This window comes from Haloarcula sp. JP-L23 (assembly GCF_011602445.1).
Lineage (GTDB): Archaea > Halobacteriota > Halobacteria > Halobacteriales > Haloarculaceae > Haloarcula > Haloarcula pellucida.
On record NZ_CP050015.1, the window covers coordinates 336,380 to 362,301 of the forward strand.

Sequence of the window (25,922 nt, forward strand, 5' to 3'; positions counted from 1 at the left end):
GTTGATTAAGGATGTGTTCTGCCCGTATTCGGCGCTCGACTTGTCGGGCGTTCAGTTCCCGACGTCGGCGTCCGCGTCGATGTCCTCGGTCGCGGCTTCGATTTCGCCGACGGCAGACTCGTCTTCCATCGTCGAGACGTCGCCGAGGTCTTCGTCCAACATGATGTCCCGGATGGTCCGGCGCATTATCTTCCCGGACCGCGTCTTCGGCAGTTGGTCGACGAACTCCAGTTCGCCGACGATAGCGATGGGGCCGACGTCCTCTCGGACGGCCTCGCGTAGTTCCCCTGCCAGCGCTTCGTCGCCGTCGAAGCCGTCTCGGAGGACGACGAACGCGGCGGCGACTTCGGTCTTCTCCGGGTCGGGTTTGCCGACGACTGCGGCCTCCACGACGGCCTCGTGGGCGACGAGCGCGTCCTCGATGTCGGTCGGGCCGATGCGGTGGCCGGCGATCGTGATGACCTCGTCTGCCCGGCCGCTGAACCAGATGTAGCCGTCCTCGTCCATCGAGACGGCGTCGCCGACCCAGTACAGGTCCTCTATCTGTTGCCAGTATTCGAGTTCGTACCGGTCGTGACCCTCCCAGAGCGTCGGCGTCATGCCGGGGAACGGCTTCTCGACGACGAGCGCGCCCTCTTCACCGGTTTCGAGGGGCTCGCCGTCGAAGTCGACGACCTTCACTTCGACGCCCGGGAGTGCGATGCCCGCAGAACCGGGTTTTATCGGCAGCGTGTTGATACCGTACGGGTTGCCGACGATGGGGCCGCCCGTCTCGGTCTGCCACATGTGGTCGATGACCGGCACCTCGTCGTCCAGCACCTCCTGCTGAAGCCACTCCCAAGCGGGCGGGTTGAGCGGTTCGCCGGCCGAGAACACCGCTTCCAGCGAGGAGAGGTCAGCGCGTTCGTGGAACGCGTCGTCGTAGCCGGCCAGCGCGCGAATCGCCGTCGGCGCGGTGAATATCTTGTCCACGCTGTGCCGTTCGACGAGGTCCCACCAGACGCCGGCGTCTGGATACACCGGCGTCCCCTCGTAGACGACTGTCGTCGACCCGGTCAAGAGGGGCGCATAGACGATGTAGGAGTGGCCGACGATCCAGCCGATGTCCGAGGTGGCGAACCACGTGTCCGTCTCGTCGAGGTCGAACACCCACTGTCCCATCCCGTAGACGTGGGTCTGATAGCCGCCGTGCTGATGGACGGTTCCCTTCGGTTTACCCGTCGTCCCCGACGTCGGGAGGATGAACGCGGGGTCCGTCGCGTCCATCTCGACGTGTGAAGTGTCTTCGCCCGCGCCCGCTGCCAGTGCGTCGTCCCAGTCGGTCGCGGACTCGCGCAGGTCGGCCGACTCCTCACCGCGGGAGAGTACGATGGTGTCGTCGACGATGTCGTTGACCGACTCGTGGTCGTCGAAACAGCGGTCGACTATCGACTTTAGGTCGACCGTGCCGCCGTCGCGAAAGCCCACGTCGGCCGTCAGAAGGAGCTTCGGTTCGGCCAGTTCGATGCGGTCCGCGAGCGCACCGGCCCCGAACCCACCGAAGACGACAGAGTGAATCGCACCGATGCGCGTACAAGCGAGCATGGAGACGACGGCCTCCGGACACATCGGCATGTAGATGGTGACGCGGTCGCCCTTCTCGACGCCGTACGCCCGGAGCATTCCCGCGACCCGTTTCACTTCGTGGTGCAGTTCTGCGTAGGTGTACACCGCGTTGTCGTCGCGTTCGCCGGTCTCGAACACCATCGCCGCGCGGTTGCCGCCGCCGTTCTCGACGTGGTAGTCGACGGCGTTGTAACTGATGTTCGTCCGTCCGCCGGGGAACCACGCGAAGTCGCCGACGCCCGCCTCCTCGTACACGGCGTCCCACTGCTCGAACCAGTTCAGGTTGTCGGCGACGCGTGCCCAGAGCGTCTCGGGACTCTCTTTGCCTTCCCGAATGAGCGCGCGTAACTGCGGTGTGACGAGGTCGTAGTCCGTATCGGTTGTCGTCATAGTGTCTGTATCGTCCTTCAGTCCATCATCATTTATCAATATGGTTTCAGGGCGACGTTTCCGGAGGCTCGTGCTCGACTGTTCGGGGTCGGCGGTACGACAGACAGGCGGCACGACGAGCGGGAGCCGTCGAGAGTGAACGCGTTCGCCAGCGGTCGTTGCGGGCGGGACGTCGAGATCTGGCGGCGAACGTACCTCAGAACTCGGGGTCGTCGACGACGGCGTCGCCACACCGCGGGCACAGCAGACGGCGGCGTTCGACCCTATCGTCGGCGACCCAGTCGCCGTCGGTGGGGTTCTGATGGTCACACGTCGGGCAGAACAGCATCGTCTTCGCGTGGTGCTGGTCGGGAGGCTGCGGGGAGGGTCTGAGGAGGGTCATCTTCCGGGAGAGTACCCGTGGCCGATGGCCGCACACAGGACGTTCAGGACGACGAGGCCGACGACGAACAGCGGCGCGGTGGCGACGACGCCGGTCAGGAGCGACCCGACGATGACCAGCGGGAGGGGAATCGTCGCCCAGAAGGCGGCGGCCCGCACGGCCGTGAGACACGACGTGGCGATACTGGACGCCAGCGTCCGGACGGTCCCGGTGGCTGGCAGTCGTGGGAGGGAGGAGTCGACGGTGGACATGAGTGCTTCGGGCATCTCTTCTGTGGACCCACACCCCAATATAACGGACAGACGGTTAGCGTCGATTCAGAACGGTTCAGTCGCGAACGCCGATTTTAGCCGATTTTACGGACCGTGCTGGCGCAGATAAAACGGTCTGAAAACGCTTTAGACTCTTCATAATCGGTTTGAAGGTATTTTCCGCACCGGTGACTCGGATTGAATCGAGGGTGTGGCCGGCACGAATCAAACGGCACCGACGCGACGTGTCGACGGCCGGGGAACGTTGGGACGGCGAATCTCGTCTGTGAGGCACACCCACCGACGATGGTCGATGCGATTCACCCACGTGGCGATAGGTTGAATCGGTCGGCGTCCCTCGCAGGCTATCCTCGAACTTCGAGGAGTATCGCGGGGAGCACGACACCGATGAGCAAACCGACGCCGATGGCGATCTCGACGCTGTTGGTCAGTTCCTGACTCGCGTAGAACCCGACCAGCGCGAGTACGATACCTGCGCCGATGATCGAGTTGTCACTCGGGTCCATCGCTGACGTGTTCTATTCCTCCATGGTGGTGTATAATTATAGCGGAGAGAATAAAACTATATGTTCGTTGAAAGGTGGCGTGCGGCGACGACCGCTGTTTGGAGACGGAATTTCGGTCCCGGTGGACCGAACGGATGGCGACGATGGTGGACGAAGACGACCTGTTCACCGAGTTCGTCGGCGGCTTCGACCTCGACGAGCGAACCCTCGCTGTCCCTCGGTTCCGTACGTATCGCTTTAGCGTCTATATGTGCGTACTCGCTGTCGTCGATACTTATATAGGGCTATTAGAAGCGCTCTAACCGGACCCGTTCGGAGTCGGTGCTGTATGTCGGATAGACCCGAGACGTCGTCGGGGCGAACAGCGAACGGAGACACACAGCGAATCGGTCGCCGGGCGTTTGTCGCCGGGACGGGTGCCGTCGGCGCGACGGCACTCGGCGTCCCGGGGGTCGCTGCCTCCGCGGTCGACGAGACCGACGACGATGAGACTGGTGTGGGCACCTATGGCGTGAGCAGCGTCGACTCGGACCCCGAACTCATCGCTCATCGGGCTTCGCGGGGTTTACCCGGAGAACACGGTCGGGCCGTGGAGGCTGCGTCTCGCGGTGGCAAGGCGCTACAGTCGGCTTCACGCGGGGCCGATAGTATCGAGATAGACGTCCTCCCGACTGCCGAGGGCGACGTGGTGGTGTTCCACGACTCCCGGCTGGCCGAACGTGACGGCGGCGAACGCGGACTGACCGACACGTCCGGCGTCGTCTGGGAGACGGACACGGAGACGGTGACGAACGCCGAGGTGCTTCGGAGCGGTGAGACGGTCCCGCTGTTGACCGACGTGCTGGACGCGATTCCGTACGGCGTCGGCGTGAACGTCGAGTTGAAAAACCCCGGGTCGTTCGACCTCGAGTTCGCCGTGAACCTCTCGGCTGAGAAACTCGCCGCACAGAAGTCGACGTGGCGGTCGTTCGTCCACCGCGTGCTCGACGTCGTAGACGAGTACTCACACGAGTTCCTGTTCTCCTCGTTCTACGAGGCGGCGCTGGCCGTGACGCGAGCGAACTCGTCCTATCCCGTCGCACCGCTTCTCTGGGACTCTATCGAGGACGGCCTCGACATCGCCCGGACCTACGACGCCGAGGCTATCCACCCGCCGTACAACATGGTGCAGGGGACGCCGTTCTACGCGGACGACTACTACACGGAGGGCTCGGAGTGGGCAGACATCGACCTCGTCTCGGTCGCAGACGAGGAGGGCCGCGCCGTGAACGTCTACACGGTCGGTACGTGGTATCAGTACGACCGCCTCGCGGCCGCCGGCGTCGACGGCGTCATCGCCGACTACCCTAACCTGGGACGTTTTGGCGCGAGAGACGACTGAGCCGAGTCAGGGCGGTTCCGACCGTCAGGTCGCCCTCGTTCGGCGCCGGACCCGCCAGCGAAATAGGGGGTCGTGGGAGGTGGACCGGCACCCGGTTCCGTTACTCGCTTTCGTGGCCCCGTTTTTGCTCACCGCACGCCTGCCGAGGCGGCGTCGCCGCGTTACAGTCCCCGGAACACGCGTATCGTGTCCCGCGCCGTCGGTTCCCGGATGAGTTGGGCGAACCCCAACTCGGAGAAGACAGCTTTCCAGTTCCGATGGAACAGCGGGAACTCGTCGTCGACGTAGCTCACTTCGCCGTCTTCCCGGCCTCGCTCGGGGCTGTTACCCTCGTTTTCGGCAGTCACCAGCAGGTCACCGCAGACGCGGGCTATCTCCTCGAACACCCACACGTCGTCCGGGTGGATGTGTTGGAGCGTCTCGACGGTGTAGACGACGTCGAACGCGTCGTCCGAGAACGCTTCGACGACGGCCTCGATCGCGCCGGTGTGGAACGTCCCGGTCTCGGCGAGTCGCGGGTAGGTCTCTGCCATCACGTCGAAGGCGTCGGGGTTGATGTCGACGCCAGTGAGGTCCTCGTAGCCGTGGTTCCGGAGGTGTGCGAGGTGGCGGCCGGAGCCACACCCGATCTCGAGAATCGCTGCGTCGTCCGATACGTAGTGGCCCAGCACGTCGACGAGCGTCTCGCTCACCTCGTTCGGACCGATGTCGGCGTAGTACGTCGGCGAGTACTTGCCCGAGCGCTCGGCCCAGTCCCGGCGAACGTCGTCCGGTTCCATAGGGGGACCCACGCAGTCGAGTGGTAAATGGGCCTCGGACTCGGGCCGGCCGCGGTCGTCCGGTCTCGCTTCCGAGACGTATCAGTCGACGCCTCGCTGTGCGTAAGACCCGTTTGATGAGCGCGGTTGCTGGAAGAATAGCGCTAGCTGATGCCGTCGTTAGTAACACCTATTCGTCACCGATAGCAAGCAGGTCGTAGTTGGATGTCGATGGCTGGGATTCGAACGATTGACACCCGGACAGACGATTCGCTGTGGCGTCGAATGGCCGCGAGCAGACAGCCGTCGGTGTGGCACCGTCGTCGCGTGGAACGCAGGACGCAGGACCGGTGGGCGCCAGCAGGCGCTCACTCGACCGGCCGCGGAAAGCACACTGCCGGCGCCGTCGTGTCTCCCCTCCCGATTCGACCCGCAGCCGAGACGCGCTATGCATGACGGGCGACAGTTCTTCCGAGTGGGCCCAACTGGACGCGTTCGAGCGAGACACCCTCGTTAGTATCGTCCGTCTCGATCAGTCGGGCGAGAGCCGCTACGAACTCAGTATCAGGCGGACCCTCGAAACGTGGTACGGTGAAGCGGTGGGGTACGACCGTCTCGACGCGGCACTCCGCACACTCGTCGACGCCGGTCTCGTCGAGTCGAACCGACTGGACCAGCTGACCACCGAGTACGAACCCACCGCTGCCGCTCGGACCGCGATCGAACAGTACAGTCGGTTCCTGGCCGGACTCGTCGACGAGACGGCGTGAAAGACGCCTCTCGGCGGGTCGTGTGGTCGTCCGGTCGCAGCGTCGTCACACTTCGGGGAGTGTCGCGGGACGGCGGCGACCCGACTTCGGCTTCGGGGTAGCCCCGGACGGTGGACCCACCCAAATGGTTAATAAATACACAGTTCCTCTGTGCTAGGTAATGTCAATCGATGATGGGGTTTCCCACACGCTCTCTCGTCCGACCCGGCGTGGTCTACTCCGGGCACTGGGTATCGGCGTCACATCGTCGGTAGCAGGCTGTAACGGGCTGTTCGGTGACGGTGGCGGTACCACTACCACCCAGACGCAGACCGGCGTCGACACCGACGAGGCGGGACTACGGGAACCGGCCGGCGAGTTCGTCGGCGTCGCCGGGTCCGACGCCAACTCGCTGAACTGGCTGTTCACCAACGACACCACGTCCGGGGCGTTCGTCGGCCTCACGCTCGACGGTGCGTGGGCCGTCGACGACGACCAGAACGTGTTCCCGCTCTGGGCCGAACCGTCGACGGACGACGGCCAGACCTACCGAATCACGCTCCGTGACAACCTCCGATGGGGCGGCGGGTACGGCAGGATGACCGCCGAGGACTGGGTGTACATGATACGGAACGTCTTTCAGGGGGAGGACAACTGGGCGGGCTACACGAACGCTGGCGACTGGTTCCGGCAGGGCGAGCCGATTCCGGTCGAGCGGATCGACGACCTGACCTTCGAAATCCGGCTTCCCGACGTCGACCCGTCGTTCCCGCTCAAGCCAGTCATGTGGGGCCAGAGCTGTCTTCCGAAGGGGATTCTGGAGAAGTACGTTCCCGACAAGGACACACAGGGTCTCCAGCAGGACGAGGAAATCAACCAACTCCAGTACACCGGTAACCTCGGGCCGTACACGTTCGAGGAGTGGGAGCGAGAGTCGCAGTACGTCACCACGCGCAACGACGAGTACTACGTCCGCGAACTAGACGACGTCGGCGAGGAGTGGCGCAACGCACCGTACTTCGACTCGTACACGATACGGGTCATCTCCGAGGAGTCCTCTCGGTTGAACGCGCTACGGGAGGGGGAAGTGACGAGCGCCGGCATCCCTCCGCAGAACGCTCGGGAGTTTCAGGAACTCGAAACGGTCGACGTGTACGTCCAGCCACAACCGTTCGTGCAAGCGCTCAAGTACAACATGCGGGCCAACGGATGGCGACTGTTCAGGAAGGTTCCGGTCCGGCAGGCGTTCGTCTGTGCCGTCAACAAGCAGACGCTCGCAGGGAACCTCTATCGCGGGTTCGCCGAACCGGCCTTCACGATGCAGCCACGGTTCTCTAAGTGGTACGTCGAGGCGGGAATCGAACAGTACCGCTTCGGTGTCGACGACCTCTACGGTCCGGACCCGGCCAGACGTCGGATGCGGCGTGCCATCGAGGGCACCGACTACCGGTACGACGGTGACACGCTCCTCGGCCCGGACGGGTCGGCGGTGACGCTCTCGCTGTACGCCAGTACCGCGAGCAGGACAAACCAGACGCTGGCGGAACTCGTCGCACAGGAGGTCGAATCGAACCTCGGTATCGGCGTCCGCATCGAGACGGTGCCGGGCAACACGTTCCAGCAGAAGTACGCGGCGAACAGTCCGCCGAGGGGGACGGAGGTCCCGTGGAGCGCCGGCCTGTTCAACGGTGGGCCACGCGACGTCTCAGTCAGTCAGGAACCGTGGGACATGTCCGTCGTCCTCGGGTTCAACACCTACCCGCGAACGCCCAGTTCGAGTGCCACGTTCTTCAGGACACGGGGGAACGTCAATTATTACGGCTACGTCCCCGAGTCGAACATCCCGGAACTGTACGCCAAGGCGTCCCGAACCGTCGACGAGGAGCGGCGACGAGAGCTATTCGCCGAGGTGTTCGAGAAACTCGCCCGTGAACAGCCCTTTGGCTTCCTGCTGATGCCGTCGAACATCGTCGGCGCACAGGACGAACTCGTCGGGCCGACGGAGACGTTCGCGAGCGGCTGGAACTCCCAGACGTACTACTTCGAGTCATGAGGTGGTACGTCGCCCGGCGGCTGCTCTGGGCCATCGTCGCGACGTTCGTCATCCTCTCGATAACGTGGGCGCTGCTGTACGTCACAGAGCAACAGGCGCTCACCAGCATCCAGTTCCAAGCCGCCGTCTCGGGCGGCGACGCGGAGGCCGCCAGAGCGGCCTACGAGCAACAGCGCGGCCTCGACCGGCCGCTGTGGCGGCAGTACGCGGACTACATGACCAACATGGCGACGTTCAACTGGGGATACAGCACCTCTCGGGGCCAACTGGTGACTGCCGCCATCGCCGATGCCCTGCCGTATACGATGATGTACTCCGTGCCGTGGACGATTCTGACGGTCGCCTTCGGGCTGTCTATCGGCCTGTACTCGGCGACGCACCAGTACTCCCGGTTCGACTACGCCGCGACCTTCCTCGCCTTCTTCGGGTACGCGATTCCGAACTTCTGGTTCGGCATCGTTCTGCTAGTGCTCTTTGGCGTCCACCTCGACCTCGTCCCCATCGTCTTCGACCCGGACGCACCCGTGTTCAGTCTGGCCAACGCCAGACAGCTCGTCTTGCCCGTGTTCGTCCTCACGACGGGGTCTATCGCGAGCCTGACGCGGTACACCCGGGCGGAGGCGCTGGAGTACGTCGAGGCCACCTTCACGAAGACGGCGAAGGCGAAAGGCGTCTCGGAGCGACGGATACTGCTGTTGCACGTGCTTCGGCCCGCCGCCGTGCCGCTCTCGACGATTCTGGTGGCGGACCTGCTCGGACTGTTCATCGCGAGTTCGTACCTCGTCGAGGTGGTGTTCGGCATCCCGGGGCTCGGACAGTTGAGTTTCAAGGCCATCCAGAATCAGGATACGCCGCTGGTGCTGGCGACGACGCTCGTCGGCGTGTTCATCGCCGTCGTCGGCAACCTGTTACAGGACATCGCTTACACGGTGCTCGACCCCCGCATCGACTACGGTGACCGCTGATGAGTCTGGACTCCCCACGCCGTCGCTTCGAGGACATCGACTGGGAGGCCAAACGCGGCATCGTGCTGCGCCGACAGACAGCAGGGTTCCTGACCACGCTCGCGGCGCTGGCACTCGTCTTCGCGTTCGACTACGTTCGAGAAGCCCCGCTGTTCTCGCCGAATCCCGTACTCCGTGACGGCTGGGACCTGACCCAACTGGACTGGCTGTTCGTGGTCTCGCTTGCCCTGTTCGTCTTCTACGTTCTCGTCCCGCTGGCGACCCACCGACGGATGACCGCCCACTACTGGCGGGAGTTCCGGAAGAACCGGGCCGCCGTGGTCAGCCTCGGATTTTTGCTTATCGTCTTCACGCTGGGGCTCGTCGGGCCGCTGCTCGTCAGCAAGCCACAGGTCGAACTCACACAGAGCTACCAGCCGCCGGTCGGTCTCGCCGTCGACAGTTCCGTACCGCTCAGTTGCGGCGGTGACGTCGTCGACGGGCGATGTCACGGAAGCTGGCAGTTCCCGCTCGGGACGACCGGCGACGGCAAAGACATCCTCTCGCTGGTCGTCCTCGGGATGCGCGTCTCGATTCGTATCGGCCTGATAACGTCGTTTCTCATCATCAGCATCGGCGCGACGGTCGGCACCGTCGCCGCCTACGTCGGCGGCCTCGTCGACGAGGTGCTGATGCGCTACGTCGACATCCAGCAGGTGTTCCCATCCTTCCTGCTGTACCTCTTGCTCATCTACCTCTTCGGCGGGAGTCTGCTGATGTTCATTCTCGTGTTCGGGCTGCTCAGTTGGGGCGGGACCGCCAGACTCGTCCGGAGTGCGGCCCTCCAGCGGTCGGAAGACGAGTACGTCGAAGTCGCACGCTGTGCCGGCGCGAGCACTGCACACGTCATCAGACGCCACATCCTGCCGAACGTCTCGGGGACGGTCATCACGAACCTGACGCTGTTGATCCCCGGGCTGATTCTGTTCGAGGCGGGGCTTGCGTTCCTCTCGCTGGGCGACCCGACGATACCCTCGTGGGGCCAGACGATTGCCGCCGGCCGCTCGGACCTCCGGACGGCGTGGTGGATTTCGACGGTCCCGGGGGTCTTCCTGTTCCTGACGATTCTGGCGTTCAACTTCGTGGGCGACGCGCTACGGAACGCGCTCGACCCCCGTTCGGAGGGGGAGCGATGAGTCAGCACCAGCGGGGGGCGACCGAGACACAGCAAGAGATGTCGCTGCTGTCCGTCCGTGACCTCACCGTCGAGTTCGAGACTGACCGGGGGCCACTCCGGGCCGTCGACGGCGTCGACTTCGACGTAGACCGGGGCGAGACTGTCTGTCTCGTCGGCGAGAGCGGGAGCGGCAAGACCGTCACCGCAGAGACGATAACGAAGTTGATCCGGATGCCGCCGGGGCGTATCGTCCGCGGCGTGGCCGAACTCGACGGCCGGGACCTGCTGTCGCTCTCTGAACGAGACCTACGCGCCATCCGCGGCGACCGCATCGCCCACGTGTTTCAGGACCCACAGCACGCGCTCAACCACTGCTACACCGTCGGCTGGCAGATTCGCGAGGCGATACAGGTCCACGAGGACGTAAGCGACGCCGCGGCCAGAGAGCGCGCGCTCACGCTCCTGAATCAGGTCGGCATCCCCGACGCGACGACGCGGTACGACGACTACCCCCACGAGTTCTCCGGCGGGATGAAACAGCGCATCGTCGTCGCGATGGCGCTCGCGGCCACTCCGGACCTGCTCATCGCCGACGAACCGACGACGGCACTCGACGTGACGATTCAGGCGCAGTTGCTCGACCTCCTCGAATCGATCCAGACGGAGTACGACATGGCGATTCTGCTCATCACCCACGACCTCGGCGTCGTCGCCGAACTCGCCGACCGGGTCGTCGTGCTGTACGCCGGGAAGGTGATGGAACGCGGGAGCGTCTACGAAGTGTTCGACACACCGGCCCATCCGTACACGCAAGTGCTGTTTGACTGTCTGCCCGGCCGCGGCCGGCCGCTCCGGAGTATCGGGGGCACGCTACCGGACCTCCACGACCCTCCGCCGGGATGCCGGTTCGCCAGCAGGTGCGAGTACGCTCGCAAAGAGTGTCACACGGGCGACCAGCCGCCGCTGTACGACGTCGCGGACGCCCAGACCGCGTCCTGCGTGTACTACGGGCCCGGCGGTGACCCGGACGTACTCCGAAACGGCCAGTCGGAGGGTGACCCGGATGGCTGAGCCGCCGCTGTTCGAGGTGGAGAACCTGACGAAGCACTTCCCCATCACCGAGGGCGTTCTCAGGCGACAGGTCGGGACCGTGCGGGCCGTCGACGGCATCGACCTCTCGGTCCGACGGGGCGAGACGGTCGGCCTCGTCGGGGAGTCAGGGTGCGGGAAATCGACCGCGGCCCGGACGATGCTCCGACTGGAAGAACCCACCGCCGGGTCGATACGCTTCGAGGGCGAGGAAGTCACCGACCTCTCTGGACGGGCGCTGAAGGCGTTCCGCCGGAAGGCCCAGATGATCTTTCAGGACCCGAGCGCCAGTTTCGACCCCCGGATGACCATCGGGGAGTCGGTGGCCGAACCGCTCGTCATCCACGGCGTGACCGACCGCGAACTCCGGCGAGAGGTGACCACGGACCTGCTAGAGCGGGTCGGCCTGTCGGCTGACGACGTCGACCGGTACCCCCACGAGTTCTCCGGCGGCCAGAAACAGCGCGTCGCGCTGGCTCGTGCGCTCGTCCTCAACCCGAACCTGCTCATCGCCGACGAGCCGACGAGCGCGCTCGACGTGTCCGTCCAGTCGGCGATTCTCGGGTTGCTTGAGGACATCCAGCGAGAGTTCGGCCTCGGCCTCCTCGTCATCACCCACGACATGGGCATCGTCCGCGAGATCTGTGACCGGACAGCCGTGATGTACCTCGGCGAAATCGTCGAGGACGCCCCGACGGCTCGGTTGTTCGACTCGCCACAGCATCCCTACACGGAGGTGCTCATCGTCTCGATACCGACGCTCGACCCGCGGAAACGTGGCAACCGGGTCGAGCTACGCGGGGACGTGCCCTCTGCCGGTGACCCACCGAGCGGCTGTCGGTTCCACACGCGGTGTCCGAAGGTCATCCCGCCGCCGGGATACGACATCGACCAGCGGGCGTGGCGCGCCGTCCTCGATTTCCGTCGTCGCCTCGCCACGGACGGCGTCGACCCCGAGTCGGTCCGGGAGTTCGTCGCCGCCGAAGCCGACACCCCGGTCGGGGCGGTCACCGACGAGCAAGTCCGGGCCGCAATCCGTGCGGAGTTCGACATCCCCGACACGCTCGGGGACCCGGCGGCCGAGGAAACCCTCGACGCGGCGCTGACGAACGTCCTCGGCGGCGACGTGGACCGCGCACACAGACGGCTCGAAGACGCCTTCCCGACCGTCTGTGCCCGCGAGGTCCCAGCCGAGGTGTGGGTGACCGACGAGCATCGCGCGGCCTGTCACCTCGTCGAATCCGACGGGGCGCGCCACTCCTGAGTCGACTTCCCGCGGGTCGCCGCCCGGACCAGCCGAAAACGCGCGTCGGCGTCTTCAGGTTCGGTCCGACACCCGAAGGTTCACCGGCCCCTCCGGTTGGGTCGTCATCTGCGGTGCCACCTCGATACCGCTGTCGGCGTCGAGGTGGTACCGCCGACCGATTTCGGCGAGCACCGCCTTCGCTTCGAGGCGAGCGAAGTGCCGCCCGATACAGGTGCGTGGGCCAGCCCCGAACGGCACGAACGCGTGTCCTCGGTCTCTGGGCGAGGTCTCCGCCCACCGTCCCGGGTCGAACGTGAGCGGGTCGTCGTAGAATCGCGGATCGCGGTGGAGACACCAGACGCTGAGCAACACCGTCGCGCCCTCGGGAATCGTGTAGTCGCCGACGCCGACGGACTCGGTCGTGACGCGCGGAATCGCGTGTACCGGGGGGTACAATCGGAGCGTCTCGTCGACGATCCGTTCGAGGTAGTCGAGTTCTTGCAACTGATCGAACGACGGCCGTCCGTCGAGGACGGCGTCGATTTCGGCGTGGAACCGGTCCGCGACCGTGGGGTGTGTGGCTATCTGGTGTAACGCGTAGGTCATCGCGAGCGCCGTCGTCTCGTGTCCGGCAAACAGCATCCCGACCACTTGATCGAGCACCTCCGACTGGTCGTACGCCGAGTCGGGGTCGTCGCGCAACTCGGCGAGCGTGGCGAGCAGGCTATCCTCCTGGGGCCGTTCACCGGACGCTGCCAGCAAGGTCCGCGCTCGCTCGCGCAACTCCGCGCTACCGCGCTTGAACTTGTGACGGGCGGGTGTCGGCACCCACTCGGGGAGGGCCCACGACGTCGGCTTGAACCACAGATTGAGCGCCTGTGCGGCGGTCGACAGTTCGTCGATTTCCTCGTCGGAGAGCGACTGGCCGAGCACCACCTCGAACAGGTTGTGCAGGGCGATAGCTTTCATCTCTTCGTCGACGGGGACGGACTCACCTGACGCCCAGTCAGCGACCCGAGACGCGGCGACCTCGGTCATCGTCTCGGCGTGGTCTGCGAGACGCCTCGGACTGAAAAACGGCTCCATCGAGTGGCGCTGTCGCTGCCACTGGTCGCCTTCGACCGCGAGCAGGGCGTCTCCGAACGCCACTTCGAAGTCGTCGGGTTTGGCGAAGGTATTCGGATTCGACAACGCCGTTCCCACGTAGTCCGGATGTGCGAGCACGTACACGTCTTTGCCCAGTAACTGCATCCTGAACGCGTCGCCAGTCGAGTCCACCGACTGTCTGACGAAGCCGAACGGGTCGCTCACGAAGGCCGCCGTATGTCCGACTACCGGCTTGCCGGGTGGTGTCGGGGGACGGGAGTTCGTCCGGGGCATCTACTTCGGCCGTGGACCGCGGCAGGCAAAGGTGTTGGTTCTCGCAGTTCGCCGGTGCAGTGTTCCGACGTCGACGGCAAACCGAAACCGCCACAAGCGACACGTACGGTCGCTGTTCTAGATGCTCACAGATATCGCCAAGACGTACTCGGCGGTTTTCGCGCCCGAACTCTTCGTTCTTCTCTGTAGCGTCCTCGTCATCGGCTTCGAGTGGCACCGCGATTCAGCGCGCTCGTCCGCCGGACTGACTGCTCGGCTCGCCGTCCTCGGTCTGGGGTGGGGCATCGCGTTCGCCATCTATCAGGGCGTGCCACTGGCGGTCGAGACGGTCCCCGAGTGGGGGGTAGACGCCACTGGCAGCGCGGGGTTGGGGATCGGGATTCTCGTGATCTGGTTCGTCTGGCGGAGACGGAACTGGGGGGCTATCGTGCCGGAGTACGCGCTCCTCCTTGTCGCCGCGACCGTCCCACATCTCCTCATCACCCCGTTCTGGGACATATCGAGTCACGTGCTGTACGCACTGGTGCCAGCGGGCTATCTGCTGTTCGTGGATAGACGGTTCGTACCACTGCTCGCCGTCGCAGTGGGGATGGTCTTCGCTCGCCCACTCGCCGGAGCGCATACGTGGCTGCAGTCCGTCGGCGGGGTCGCGCTCTCTGTCGCCCTCTTGCTCGCGGTGTCCCGTCTCGAATCCTCGGCGAACGGCGGTGGTGTACGATGAGACGTGACTTCGCGCCTGCTCACACTTCGCCCACGATGCCCTGAGATATCCCGCGCAGGCGTCGAAGCCCCGGGAGGACCGTCGTAGCGCCCCCTCGCGACGGTACGGGAGACATTTCGGATGCGTCGATAAACGCGGATAGTTGCGTTCCTCAACCGTAGACAGAGGCTCACGCTGAAGCAGTCCCAAGAAATAGGTGCTATCGGTTGGTATCGGCGCCTATGACTCGTTACGAGAATCTCCTCGAAGTCGAACTGGACGAGTGGGAGGACGGCTACGGGGTCTTGCAGGTCGTCAAACCCGACGACGCCGACGAGGCGGAACTCCGGTTCTGTTACTACAACGAGGACGGCCGGTTCACGAACCGGCCGCTGAGTCTCGCACCGGACGCGGACGTCCTCGAACGAACCACTGAGATGGTCGAGAACCTCGGTTACGTCGCCCGGACGTTCGACCCCGACGAGATACGGGAACTGGTCGACACGCTCGGCGAAGAGCGAGTCGTCGAACTCGCGCAACTGGTCGACACGCTCGGGGAGGCGCGGCTGGCCGAGATTCTGGACACGTGACTACGCGTAAACTACGGACGGGAGTTCTCCCCACTACTTCGATGCGAGCGTCGACGACGTCGAAGGCGCTGCCCACGCCTGAGATGAGTTCTCAGGCAGTGTCACCGGTAGACGGTGACGACTGGTCTATCCCTGCGTCGTCGCGCCGTCCTCGAACGACGAGGGACACCGGGGAGTCCGTATTAGGGCCACCGGCCGGCCTGCTCGCCGGCGTCGATGACGCGCTGGAGCGCGACGACGTAGGCGGCAGTCCGGAGCGACGGTAGCTCTCGGTCCTCGTAGGCATCGACGAGGTTCCAGAACTGCTCGACGATGGTCGAGTCCAGTTCCTCGTTGACGCGGTCTTCGGACCAGTAAAAGCGCTGGCGGTTCTGTACCCACTCGAAGTAGGAGACGACGACACCGCCGGCGTTCGCGAGGATGTCCGGAACGACGAGGACGTCGTCGTCACTGAGAATCTCGTCGGCCGCGGGCGTGATCGGGCCGTTCGCAGCCTCGGAGACGACGTCGGCAGAGATTTCGTGTGCCAGTGACTCGTCGATGGCGTTTTCCAGCGCAGCCGGGATCAACAGGTCCACGTCGAGCGTCAGCAGTTCGTCGTTGGTGAGTTCGTCCTCGGCGTCGGGATACCCGACGACGCTCCCGGTTTCGCGTTTGAACTCTTTGACCGCGACGGGGTCGAACGACTCCTCGGTGTAGATGGCACCGCTGGAGTCCGAGACGGCGACGACGTCGGCGCCCATCTCGTAGACGAGTTTTGCCGCGATCCACCCGGCGTTACCGTAGCCCTGCACCGCGACCGTCGCGCCTTCGATGTCCTTCCCGAGATAATCGAACGCCTCACGCGCTGCGACGACCGTCGAACGGCCTGTCGCCTCGACACGCCCCTCGCTCCCACCGCTCGAGAGGTCTTTACCGGTGATGACGCCGGGCTCAGTCGTATTTTCGATGGTCTCGTACGTGTCTTTGATCCAGTTCATCTCACGCTGGCCCGTGTTCACGTCGGGGGCGGGCACGTCACGGTCGGCGCCGATAAGCGGGGTCAGTTCCTTCGCGAAGGCGCGCGTGATTCGTTCGAGTTCGCTCTCGGAGTACTCGGCCGGATCGATGACGATACCGCCTTTCCCACCGCCGAGCGGAATATCGCTCGTCGACGTTTTATAGACCATCCACCCCGAGAGGGCCTTGACCTCGTCGCGGCTGACCTGCGGGTGGTAGCGGATGCCGCCCTTGTACGGCCCACGGTCACCGTTGAACTGCGAGCGGTACGCGCGGAACACCTCGACCGAACCGTCGTCCATCTCGACCGAAAGGTTCGTCTCCAGTATCCGCTCGGGATTTTTCAGCCGCTCGATCTGCCCGTCGGAGACGTCAAGGTACTCTGCTGCCTCGTCGATCTGTGTCCGTAAACTCTGGTACGGATTTACATCGGACATGTATCGACCAGCGAAATCGAGATACCAAAAGCTATCCATTCTATCCGGGAGATTACACTATTTGATGATAGCGTAGCCACTGGGTATAGGGCTTACACGGCTCGATTTCTTAGGTTATATTGCTACAGTATTATTTCCTTGTCAAATTCTTTAATTATCATGCGGCCCTGTTCTTCGGAGACACGAACAGCGGTCTCCGTATCGAGTACCACAGCATCTCCGACCCGCTCTCTCTCGCTCGCTGGAACGTCGACGCGGTCGACGTTCGGCAGTAGGCAGTCGCGATGATCTGCGAGTTCGAGGAGCGCGTCTCCACTGGGGAAGTGCCAGATTCGCGTGACGGACCGGAAGACCGGCAACGACGTCGGTTCCGCTACGTGTCTGACGGCTCTCGTCTCTTCTAGGCGACTTTGGACGTCTGTCATAGCTGAATCGAATCCTGAGAGTGTCGCTGTACCTCCCCGGACGTCTGGGTCAGACCAGCGGGCCCGTATTTCGAGGCAGCCGTGTTCACGGCCATCGGTGAGCGCTCCGTACCGACTGCCGAATCGGATATCAGCGGGCCTGCGTGACTATCGGTCGTTCCGGTGGCGGCGATTCCCGAACCGAGCGACATCGTTACTCCATCGGAGTTTGTCGGTTTCGCATCTCGCCGCCACAGTTAGGACAGGGGTCTGGGTTGTCCTCCGCAACGACGACGGACCCACACTCGAAGCACTCGTACGGCGTTTCCTCGTCGGGGGTCTGCGAGACATCTCTCATTGTGCGTTCACGAGTGCCAGCCGTCGGTCCGTGGCACTCACGTGGTACAAAGGCGGGTACGAGCGAATACCCAGCAGTTTAGCATCAAGGTACGCTGAGAACCAGGTGTTAACTATTGAACCCTGCCGCCCGATGCTGCAACCGAGACGCTCTGCTCCTCGAAGAGCGTCGTGAACAGTTTCCGTTGGACCGTCCGGACGTGCTGGTAGAACGCTGGCGGAGAGATATCGAGCATCGTCGCGACGTCTTCACCGGTGCTCTCGCGCGGCGACTCGAAAAAGCCGCTGTAATAGGCCGTCTGAACGACTTCGAGTTGCCGTTCGGTGAGGTCAGAGAGGAACCGCGTGTAGACGTCGTGTTCGGCGGCTTGGTCGAACGTTTGCTTGCTGTGGAGTTCGACGTCGGAGAACGCTTCGTCGACCAACTGCGAGATGTTCCGGACGTCGATACTGTCCGGGACGTCGATGGTCAGTGTGGTCGACGTCGCATCGGCAGTCGCCTCCCGGAAGACGGCGCCGTGGTCGGCCAACTCCAGTGCGAGAAACGGCCGCCCGAGTCCCAGCCGCAGGACACCGCCGTCGCTTTCTTCGCTTATCTGTCGGACGTCGTCGATGCCGGCTAGCTCGGATGCGGCGGCCGCCACGGTCTCGACGGCAGCGTCCTCGACGGTGACGAACACGTAACTCCCGTCTGTCGTCTGCTGTACGCCCCCCTGATACGAGAGGGTGCAGTCGGCCACCCGAGCGAGACGGGAGAGGATGAACGTCTCGTCGTCGATTTCGAACGCGACACGCGTCAGCGACGTCGTGAGGAGGGCGTTCTTCCGCTCGATAGCACTGAGCGCGGAGGCGATCGTCTCCCCGAGTTCGGCCAGTACGGCGCGGGCGGTCTCGTCGAACGCGTCCCGGGTATCGGCGTAGACGGTCAAGACGCCGTGCGTGAGATCGTTGTACACGAGGGGGATACTCAGCACGGACATGAAATCGCGGGTGAGCGCGTCCGCCCGCCACTCGTCTTCCCGGAGATTGGTCGCGACGTTGGGAACCATGGTCACGTCGCCGGTCGCCGCTGTCTTCCCGGCTGGCTCGGTGCCCGACGCATCGACGGTGAACACCTGACTATCCAGGTATCCCTGTTCGTCCCCCGCCCACGCCCGTGGTTCGAGGGTGTCGGTCGTCGAATCGACGCCGCCGATCCAGGCGAAACTGAACCGCTCGTCACTGGTCAGCAGTTCGCTGACGGTGTGGTCGATCTCGTCACGCGTCTCCGCCTGAACGATCGCCCTATCGATGGCTCTGATCGTCTCGTTGATACGGTTCAGTGCCGTGAGCTGTTCGTTTTGCTGCTGTAACTGTCTGTCCTGTGCGCGGAGCTGTGACTCCCTTCTGACCCGATCGAGCGCTGCCTCGGCGGTCGCCGCGAGCAGGTCTGCCAGTTCTCGGGTGACGTCGTCGAACGCGGCGACGTCCGGAGACCCTGCGACGAAGATACCGTGGTCGCCCAGCGGGACGTAGCCCGCACTTCTGAGGTCTGTGGCCCGGTTGTCGAGTCGGTCTGCCTCGTGGACGTCGTCGAAAAACAGCGCCGTCCCTTCGATAAACGCGTACCCCGGAAGTGAGTCACCGTCGGCGTGAATCCTCGGCAGTGGGCCGTGGAGGTCGCGCATGGTCTGTGAGTGTGTGGCGGGCCGGAGTTCGTTGGTGTCGGCGTCGAACAGATATATCGCAGTCGCCTCGAGATCGAGGGCGCTCGGCGAGTCTTCGACGATATGTTGGGCAATCTCGTCGTGCGTTCCGGCGTACAGGAACCCACGCGCCAGTTCCTGAAGCGTCGCGAGCGCCTCCTCGCGTTGCTTGCGTTTCGTGATGTCTCGACAGCTATAGAGGAACTTACCGCCCTGAATGTCGACCGCTCGGACGTTGACGAGCAGCGTGTGCTCACGGCCGGCCTTGTCTGTCGCCGTACACTCGATGTTCTTCAGGCTCCCGGTCGCTGCGAGTTCGTCGCGGTCGAAGAGGTCCTCGCCGAGGAGGTCGTCGATCGTTCCCCCGTTGCGAATCTCCGCTGCCGTGTATCCGAAGATGAAGTGGACGTTGGGACAGACGTACGTGTACTCGCCGTCCTCGTCCGTGATGAGGACGGTGTCGGTCATGTTGTTGAGTGTCACTCGGTGGAGTTCCTCGGACTGCCGGAGGTCGCGTTCGAGCGAGACCCGTTCCGTTATCTCGACGCCCCTGATCACGATCGACGTGAGGTCGCCGCGTTCGTTTTCGACGGGGCGAACGGACAGATCGATGACGCGCTGGGATTCGCTGTCCGGTGGTTCGGAGAGTATCGAGTTGCCGGCGGTCCCGTCCCGCGTCTCCTCGACGAGTTGTCGGACGTCGTCCTGCATCGCCGCCGTATGTGACCACCACGGCAGCGTCCAGAAGGGCTCACCCAGAACCGCTTCGGCGTCTACGTCGATCATCTCACGCGCCCTCTCGTTCGCACGGACGAGCGTCCCGTCGGGGTCTAGCACCCACGTCGCCGTCTGCGTGTCGTTGAACACTGCGTCGAACTGCTGTGCTCGGTCGCGCTGGACGTCCGCCTGCGACGTGGTACGGAGCGCCTCTTCGGTACGGTTCAGTACCGTATCGACCGTCCGGCCGATCGGCTCCGTTACCACGATATAGTCGGTGACGCCGGACGCGATCGCTTCGCTGGCGATAGTCTCGTTCCCGTTGGCCGTCCCGAGGAGAACGGGTACCGCCGACCCTTCGCTTCGAACCGCTTCTACGAGTTCGACACCGGTCGTCTCATCGAGCGCGTACGCCGTGACGACACAGTCGACGAGGCCGTCCCGGACGGCGTCGAGCGCGTTCGCTGCCGTCTCGGCCGTGTGTACTGTCGCTAGTTGTCCACTCTGATTCAACTGACCAATAGCTGACGCGTTGTAGGAGTGAAGCGGATGAATCAGATTACTGATTCACCCGCTGTCCGGATACACTCGTGATGAACGTCCCCTTGCTCAAGGAAGTTCTCACAGATCCGGACGAGTTCATTTCGAACGCCCAGTTGAAATCTCTTGCTCTGGAGGTGCTTGAGCTGGTACCGATGCCAGGAATCGAGGGCTCGCCCCTCGATTCCGGCGATATCATGGAAGTTATTCTGCGAGCAGCTGTTGGGACAACATCGGTCAACGGCGTCACGACCAACACAGAGGAGACACCCAACAGAGAACCCGTCATGAATTGGCTTCATACGCTCGCCAAAGAGCCAATGCTAGACGCTATCAACGATATTCTCGCTTTGCTGGCGGTGTCGGTTCTCGACCGGTCGCGGTCGAGAACCGTCTGCATCGACTTCATGGACAACCCGTTCCATGGGACACCGGAGAGCGACGACGAGATCCGCCGGATGGCTGCTCGGGACGGGACAACGCAGTGTCATCGGTACTGTACGGCGTTCGTGATCGCGCAGGGAAAGCCACTGACACTGGCGGTTGAACCGGTCGATGGTGAGGACAGCAAGGCCGACGCGGTCGAGCGCGTGCTCGCCCGCGTCGCGGTGTATCCGTTCGACGTTGACCAGCTTCTTATGGATCGCGCAGCCTACGTCGGCGAGGTGATCGGCGTGCTTCGGGCGGTTGCGCCGCCAGTCTTCCCGGTCAAGACAGGGAAGGCGTCGCTGCGGGAGAAACTCGCAGCGACGGCGTCGTACATGACTGAAGAGACGATCTGTGAAGACAAAGAGCACGAGCAGACGTTTCCGCTGGCGGTGAGCGTCACCTACCAGAACGGTGATCGTGGGAAGTCTGGTGTGAAAACAACGGGGTACGCGGCGTACGGTCTGGAAGACCGCACGCCGCAGCAAGTCGCAACAATCTACGACAAGCGCTCACAGATCGAGAAGAGTTACGAGAAGTTCCGTGAGGCACGAGCCTTGACAACAACGTCATCGACGACAATTCGGCTCTTCTACGTGGGTGTTGGCTTCCTGATAGAGCAGTTGTGGCTGGTGGTGCAGTGGGCAGTGCTCGCCCGGCCACGGCGTGGCGGGCGAGCACTCCCTGTAGAGTTCACGTTCAGTGATGCGTTTCTCCATGGGATCGAACGGGTGTTGGACGACGAGCTGGGCTGGAAGAACAAGCATCGGACGAACGGGAAAGGACTGCCACCAGGATACGAGCACGGACTCGGCTGAGCCGCCTCGCTTCGGTCGAAGCGAGGCTGGCGAGGAGCAACAGCTGTCTTCTGAGAGCGGTTTGAGCGACGGTCACAGCGGAAAGTAGCCAGATCTTTGACTCTTCTCCCAGTCTCCGTAGTGCCAAAAATGTACTCCGCCTCGTTTCGGCGTTCTCACCGTGTCAGACCAGCTTCTTGTTGCCGCCGCTATTGAGAGAGTGGACAACTAGCGACTGTCCCAGCGGTGTCCGAGTCGATCCGCTCGGCGAGTCGTTCGAGCCAGCCAGCCGTCCCAGCGAGGAGGATGCCCGCGGAGTCAAGCGGTGAGTCAGAATCCGCCATCAGTCTCCCTCAGACGTAACGTCGCTTCGATACGGTGTGTCGGGCCCGACTCGGGACCGGTCGCGACGACTCGCTGTCGAACGGCAAACGGTGTCCATCGATAGTTCACTATCTAACCCCTGTTTGGTAAAGACGTTTGGTACTCAACCAGCGCGGTACCCAACGAACTCCACCGGTCTCTCACTTCCGCTCGCCCCTCGGAGGCTGACCGAGGAAGTCGACTCCGTATGCCCGTCCGCCCGACTCGCCGACGGCTGTCAACTGCACAACAGCATGATGGTGGATGCGCCCGATAGCTAACCTATGGACGAGTATCTGGAGCACGGCCGGTCAGACTCTTCGGAAGCGGACGTTCCTCACCGGTCGGAATCGACGGTTCCGTGCTGTCGAATCTGCCAGCTAGACGCGGATACCGAGACGCGCGGGCCAGGACCACCATCGCCCGAGCAGCACAGGCCGTCACCCGCCCACACGGAACACGTCCACGGCGAGTCTGCCCACGACGCACCAGACACCGACGGTCACGGCGGCCACGGCACACACACCGACCACAGCGGCCACGAACGGTTGTTCAAGCGCCGGTTCTGGGTGTCGCTCGTGCTCTCGATTCCGGTCGTCTTCTTCAGCGAGTTCGTTCAGGACGTGTTCGGCTACACCGCACCTGCGTTCCCGGGTAGCGTCTGGATTACGCCTGTCCTGTCGGTCGTCGTCTTCGCCTACGGCGGCGTTCCGTTCCTCTCGATGGCTCGCGCGGAACTCGCGAATCGCGAACCGGGGATGATGATGCTCATCTCGCTCGCCATCACCGTCGCCTTTGGCTACTCCATCGCCAGTCTGTTCCTCGAGGGCACGACGCCCTTCTTCTGGGAACTCGTCACGCTGATAGACATCATGCTGCTTGGCCACTGGATGGAGATGCGCTCCGTTCGACAGGCGTCCGGCGCACTCGACGAACTGGCGACGCTCATGCCCGACACCGCCGAGCGCGTCACCGAGGGTGGGGACACGGAGACGGTTCCGGTCTCCGACCTCTCGGAAGGCGACGTCGTGCTCGTCCGACCGGGCGCCAGCGTCCCGGCCGACGGGACAGTCGTCGACGGCGAGTCGTCCGTCGACGAGTCGATGATCACCGGTGAGTCCCGGCCCGTCGGCAAGGAACCCGGTAACCCGGTCGTCGCCGGGACGGTCAACCAGGACGGCAGTCTGCGGGTTCGCGTCACCAAGACGGGCGAGGAGACCGCACTCGCGGGTATCATGCGACTCGTCGAGGAGGCTCAACGATCCAAATCCCGGACCCAGCTACTCGCCGACCGCGCGGCCGGCTGGCTGTTCTACGTCGCCCTCTCCGTCGCTGGCATCACCGCCGTCGCGTGGATCGTCGCGACCGGGTTCGATGTCGTCGTCCTCGAACGGGTCGTGACGGTACTCGTCGTCGCTTGTCCGCACGCGCTCGGACTCGCCGTCCCGCTGGTGGTCGCTATCAACACCTCGACGGCCGCAGAGAACGGGATACTCGTCCGCGACCGCATCGCAATGGAGGAGGCCCGAAACCTCGATACGGTGATGTTCGATAAGACGGGGACGCTGACGAAAGGCGAACAGGGCGTCGTCGGCGTCAGCGTCGCCTCGGAGACGCCACGAGGAGACGCCGACAGCGAGGCACAAAGCGTCCCGGGCCGGTCGCAGGGGGCAGGTCCGCGCGAAGAAACCGCTGACGTAAGCGCGTGGGACGAGGAGCGCGCGTTCGCGGTCGCCGCCGGCGTCGAGGGCGACTCCGAACACATGATCGCCCGTGCCATCCGGACCGCGGCACAGGAGCGCGGCGTCCAGCGAGCGCCGGCCTCGAACTTCGAGAACCTCCGAGGTCTCGGCGTCAGAGCGACCGTCGACGGCGACCCTGTCCATCTCGGCGGCCCCAACCTCGTCGAGAAACTCGATATCGAGCGGTCGCCCGCCATCACGGCGTTCGCCGACGAGGCGGGGGCGAACGCACAGACCGTCGTCTATCTCGTCCGTGACGAGACCGAGATCGTGGCTGCGTTCGCGCTCGCGGACGTCGTCCGCGAGGAGAGCTATCGGGCCGTCGAGGCACTGCACGCGATGGGCATCGAGGTAGCGATGCTGACCGGCGACTCAGAGGACGTGGCACGGGCCGTCGCCGAGGAACTCGGTATCGACCAGTACTTCGCCGAAGTGCTGCCAGACGAGAAGGACACGAAAGTCAAACGGCTCCAGTCCGAGGGGAAACTGGTCGCGATGGTCGGCGACGGCGTCAACGACGCCCCCGCGCTGACGCGAGCGGACGTCGGCATCGCCATCGGCTCCGGGACGGACGTCGCCATCGAAGCGGGCGACATCGTCCTCGTCGACAACGACCCGGTCGACGTGGTACGCCTCGTCCGCCTCTCGAAAGCAAGCTACCGCAAGATGCAGGAGAACCTCGTGTGGGCGACCGGCTACAACGTGTTTGCACTGCCCCTCGCGGCCGGGGTTCTCGCGCCGGTCGGCGTCCTCCTCTCGCCGGCCATCGGGGCCGTCTTCATGTCGCTGTCGACGATTATCGTCGCCATCAACGCCCGACGGCTCGGTGGCCTCGACCTGACCGCGTGACCCGCGGTCGGCCCAGCGACGCCCGCTCAGTCGTCGGCCTCGGCCTGTTCGGCCCGCGGCACCGTCACGTCGGTCAACCCGGCCTCTATCTGTTCGCGCTGGGCCTCGAACTTTCCGGGAGGACGAGTCGCTCGCCGAGTTCCTCCAGCGGTTCGTCGTCAGTGTAGCCGGGGTCGCTGGTCGCGAGTTCGAACAGCACGCCGCCGAACTCCCGGAAGTACACCGAGCGGAACCAGTGGCGGTCTATCTGCTGTGTGGGTCGCAGCCCCGCCGACTGGACCGCATCGCGCATTGCCTGCTGGTCCTCGTCGGTCGGCGTCTGGAACGCGACGTGGTGGACCGTGCCGTGGCCCTGTCGGCCGGCCTCGCTGGTTGGGAGGACGTCGACGTACGTCCCGACCGGGCCGGTAGCGGCAAAGCGGGTTCGCTCGTCACCCGGCCTATCGCCCTGTGCCTGTTCGGTTCCCACTTCCGCAAAGCCCATGGTCCGGAGCAAGTCCGCCGTCGGGGCCGGATCGGCCAGCCACAGCGTCACCGAGTGGAACCCGCGGATAGCGGAATCCTCGGGGACGAACTCCGTCCACGGGACCGTCGGGTCGTCCTCGGGAATCTCGACTTCGACGAGTTCGACCGGGAGGCCGTCGGGGTCGCGGAACGGGAGGACCGTCTCTCCGAACCGCTCGACGCGGTCGTCGTAGTCGACGCCGTACTCGTCGAAGCGGTCCTCCCAGTAGTCGAGACTGCCCTCGGGGACGCGGAACGCGGTCCGGGAGACCTGTCCCGACCCGACCGTCCCCCGCGTGAGGTCTTCCCACGGGAAGAACGTCATGCTGGTCCCCGGCGTCCCCTCGGCGTCGGCGAAAAAGAAGTGGTAGGTCCCGGGGTCGTCCTGATTGATGGACCGTTTCACGAGTCTGAGACCGAGCGTCTCGACCCAGAAGTCCATGGTCCGCTGTGGGTCGCCGGCGATACACGTCACGTGGTGGATGCCCGGTGTGGGAGTTGGGTCCGTCATTAGCCGGAATACGCGCCGAAGCCACTTCAATACGTGCTGACGTGAGTGTTACCGGGTCTCAGCAGGGCTCACCCGTGACGACGTGGCACGTACCGCCCCGGTCTCTGCCCGACCCTCCTCGGCGGCGGTCGCCGCCGAACCACACACACCTCGAACTGTCACGTCGAAGCGTGCCTTCGGGCAAGAACTATCGGTGCTACTGCCGGCAGTTTCAGGCCGCTTATCACCGCCCGGCGAGGAGATCCATCTCGGTCGCTGGTCGAGTACTTTGTTGCCCACCGCGCTCTATCGGCGACCGACCCCCCAACTCATCTCTTCGGTGCCGTTTTTGTTCACGTCGTCGTCTCGGTGCTCGTCGTAGCGTTCGAG

The 25,922-nt window shown here is 64.2% G+C and carries 22 protein-coding genes and 2 pseudogenes; 12 read left to right on the forward strand and 12 right to left on the reverse strand.

Going from position 1 to position 25,922, the window contains the following annotated elements:
* Positions 1-51: 51 nt before the first annotated feature.
* The 4 genes from G9465_RS20270 to G9465_RS20285 form a co-directional block, all read right to left on the reverse strand.
* Positions 52-1,995, reverse strand: coding sequence for an acetate--CoA ligase (locus G9465_RS20270; RefSeq protein WP_166973779.1), 1,944 nt, complete (start codon positions 1,993-1,995; stop codon positions 52-54).
* 196 nt (positions 1,996-2,191) lie between these two features.
* A complete protein-coding gene (locus tag G9465_RS20275) occupies positions 2,192-2,377 on the reverse strand; it encodes a hypothetical protein (protein WP_166973782.1) in 186 nt (61 codons plus the stop codon).
* Positions 2,374-2,643 (reverse strand): hypothetical protein, encoded by a 270-nt coding sequence (locus G9465_RS20280; RefSeq protein WP_166973785.1) that lies wholly within the window; start codon positions 2,641-2,643, stop codon positions 2,374-2,376. The genes G9465_RS20275 and G9465_RS20280 overlap by 4 nt, the downstream gene beginning before the upstream one ends.
* A 350-nt stretch (positions 2,644-2,993) precedes the next feature.
* On the reverse strand, positions 2,994-3,155 hold the full coding sequence (locus G9465_RS20285) for a hypothetical protein (protein ID WP_166973788.1): 162 nt from the start codon (positions 3,153-3,155) through the stop codon (positions 2,994-2,996).
* 98 nt (positions 3,156-3,253) lie between these two features.
* Between G9465_RS20285 and G9465_RS20290 the strand changes: the two genes are divergently transcribed.
* On the forward strand, positions 3,254-3,457 hold the full coding sequence (locus G9465_RS20290) for a hypothetical protein (protein ID WP_166973791.1): 204 nt from the start codon (positions 3,254-3,256) through the stop codon (positions 3,455-3,457).
* A gap of 26 nt (positions 3,458-3,483) precedes the next feature.
* Positions 3,484-4,536, forward strand: a pseudogene (locus G9465_RS20295) (glycerophosphodiester phosphodiesterase).
* A gap of 161 nt (positions 4,537-4,697) precedes the next feature.
* Here G9465_RS20295 and G9465_RS20300 read toward each other — a convergent pair.
* Positions 4,698-5,315, reverse strand: a complete 618-nt coding sequence (locus tag G9465_RS20300) for a class I SAM-dependent methyltransferase (RefSeq protein ID WP_166973797.1) — start codon at positions 5,313-5,315, stop codon at positions 4,698-4,700.
* 431 nt (positions 5,316-5,746) lie between these two features.
* Here G9465_RS20300 and G9465_RS20305 point away from each other — a divergent pair, with 431 nt between their 5' ends.
* The 6 genes from G9465_RS20305 (at position 5,747) to G9465_RS20330 (ending at position 12,570) form a co-directional block, all read left to right on the forward strand.
* Complete coding sequence (locus tag G9465_RS20305) at positions 5,747-6,064, forward strand: PadR family transcriptional regulator (protein WP_166973800.1); 318 nt, start codon at positions 5,747-5,749, stop codon at positions 6,062-6,064.
* Between the two features lie 160 nt (positions 6,065-6,224).
* Entirely contained in the window at positions 6,225-8,096 is a 1,872-nt protein-coding gene (locus G9465_RS20310; protein WP_166973803.1) for an ABC transporter substrate-binding protein, read from the forward strand.
* Positions 8,093-9,061: an ABC transporter permease gene (locus G9465_RS20315; protein ID WP_166973806.1), complete on the forward strand. Its 969-nt coding sequence runs from the start codon at positions 8,093-8,095 to the stop codon at positions 9,059-9,061. Before G9465_RS20310 ends, G9465_RS20315 begins: the two co-directional genes overlap by 4 nt.
* Positions 9,061-10,236, forward strand: coding sequence for an ABC transporter permease (locus G9465_RS20320; protein WP_166973809.1), 1,176 nt, complete (start codon positions 9,061-9,063; stop codon positions 10,234-10,236). The genes G9465_RS20315 and G9465_RS20320 overlap by 1 nt, the downstream gene beginning before the upstream one ends.
* Entirely contained in the window at positions 10,233-11,288 is a 1,056-nt protein-coding gene (locus G9465_RS20325; RefSeq protein ID WP_227015785.1) for an ABC transporter ATP-binding protein, read from the forward strand. Before G9465_RS20320 ends, G9465_RS20325 begins: the two co-directional genes overlap by 4 nt.
* Positions 11,281-12,570, forward strand: coding sequence for an ABC transporter ATP-binding protein (locus G9465_RS20330; RefSeq protein ID WP_166973812.1), 1,290 nt, complete (start codon positions 11,281-11,283; stop codon positions 12,568-12,570). Before G9465_RS20325 ends, G9465_RS20330 begins: the two co-directional genes overlap by 8 nt.
* A 54-nt stretch (positions 12,571-12,624) precedes the next feature.
* On the opposite strand, the gene G9465_RS20335 is transcribed toward G9465_RS20330, so the two are convergent.
* A complete protein-coding gene (locus G9465_RS20335) occupies positions 12,625-13,932 on the reverse strand; it encodes a cytochrome P450 (RefSeq protein ID WP_166973815.1) in 1,308 nt (435 codons plus the stop codon).
* A gap of 121 nt (positions 13,933-14,053) precedes the next feature.
* Here G9465_RS20335 and G9465_RS20340 point away from each other — a divergent pair, with 121 nt between their 5' ends.
* Complete coding sequence (locus G9465_RS20340) at positions 14,054-14,653, forward strand: hypothetical protein (RefSeq protein ID WP_166973818.1); 600 nt, start codon at positions 14,054-14,056, stop codon at positions 14,651-14,653.
* A 221-nt stretch (positions 14,654-14,874) separates the two neighbouring features.
* Complete coding sequence (locus G9465_RS20345; RefSeq protein WP_166973821.1) at positions 14,875-15,222, forward strand: hypothetical protein; 348 nt, start codon at positions 14,875-14,877, stop codon at positions 15,220-15,222.
* Positions 15,223-15,404: 182 nt separating this feature from the next.
* Here the strand turns inward: G9465_RS20345 and G9465_RS20350 are convergent, their stop codons facing one another.
* The 4 genes from G9465_RS20350 to G9465_RS20365 all read right to left on the reverse strand — a co-directional run bounded on the left by G9465_RS20350 (position 15,405) and on the right by G9465_RS20365 (position 20,334).
* Positions 15,405-16,658 (reverse strand): Glu/Leu/Phe/Val dehydrogenase, encoded by a 1,254-nt coding sequence (locus G9465_RS20350; RefSeq protein ID WP_166973824.1) that lies wholly within the window; start codon positions 16,656-16,658, stop codon positions 15,405-15,407.
* A gap of 122 nt (positions 16,659-16,780) precedes the next feature.
* Positions 16,781-17,083 carry a hypothetical protein gene (locus G9465_RS20355; protein ID WP_166973827.1) on the reverse strand — a complete coding sequence of 101 codons (303 nt, stop codon included), beginning with the start codon at positions 17,081-17,083 and terminating at the stop codon, positions 16,781-16,783.
* 193 nt (positions 17,084-17,276) lie between these two features.
* Positions 17,277-17,420 (reverse strand): rubrerythrin-like domain-containing protein, encoded by a 144-nt coding sequence (locus tag G9465_RS20360; RefSeq protein ID WP_166973830.1) that lies wholly within the window; start codon positions 17,418-17,420, stop codon positions 17,277-17,279.
* A 112-nt stretch (positions 17,421-17,532) separates the two neighbouring features.
* The gene (locus tag G9465_RS20365) at positions 17,533-20,334 is read right to left on the reverse strand and encodes a bacterio-opsin activator domain-containing protein (protein WP_227015786.1); all 2,802 of its coding nucleotides are present in this window, start codon (positions 20,332-20,334) and stop codon (positions 17,533-17,535) included.
* 80 nt (positions 20,335-20,414) lie between these two features.
* On the opposite strand from G9465_RS20365, the gene G9465_RS20370 reads away from it, so the two are divergent.
* On the forward strand, positions 20,415-21,605 hold the full coding sequence (locus G9465_RS20370) for an ISH3 family transposase (RefSeq protein WP_166973833.1): 1,191 nt from the start codon (positions 20,415-20,417) through the stop codon (positions 21,603-21,605).
* Between the two features lie 188 nt (positions 21,606-21,793).
* Here the strand turns inward: G9465_RS20370 and G9465_RS26155 are convergent, their stop codons facing one another.
* Positions 21,794-21,928 carry a hypothetical protein gene (locus G9465_RS26155; RefSeq protein ID WP_255491988.1) on the reverse strand — a complete coding sequence of 45 codons (135 nt, stop codon included), beginning with the start codon at positions 21,926-21,928 and terminating at the stop codon, positions 21,794-21,796.
* A 303-nt stretch (positions 21,929-22,231) separates the two neighbouring features.
* Here G9465_RS26155 and G9465_RS20375 point away from each other — a divergent pair, with 303 nt between their 5' ends.
* Positions 22,232-24,538: a heavy metal translocating P-type ATPase gene (locus tag G9465_RS20375; RefSeq protein ID WP_394353986.1), complete on the forward strand. Its 2,307-nt coding sequence runs from the start codon at positions 22,232-22,234 to the stop codon at positions 24,536-24,538.
* Positions 24,539-24,564: 26 nt separating this feature from the next.
* On the opposite strand, the pseudogene G9465_RS20380 reads toward G9465_RS20375, so the two are convergent.
* Positions 24,565-25,553, reverse strand: a pseudogene (locus G9465_RS20380) (ring-cleaving dioxygenase).
* Positions 25,554-25,922: the final 369 nt, after the last annotated feature.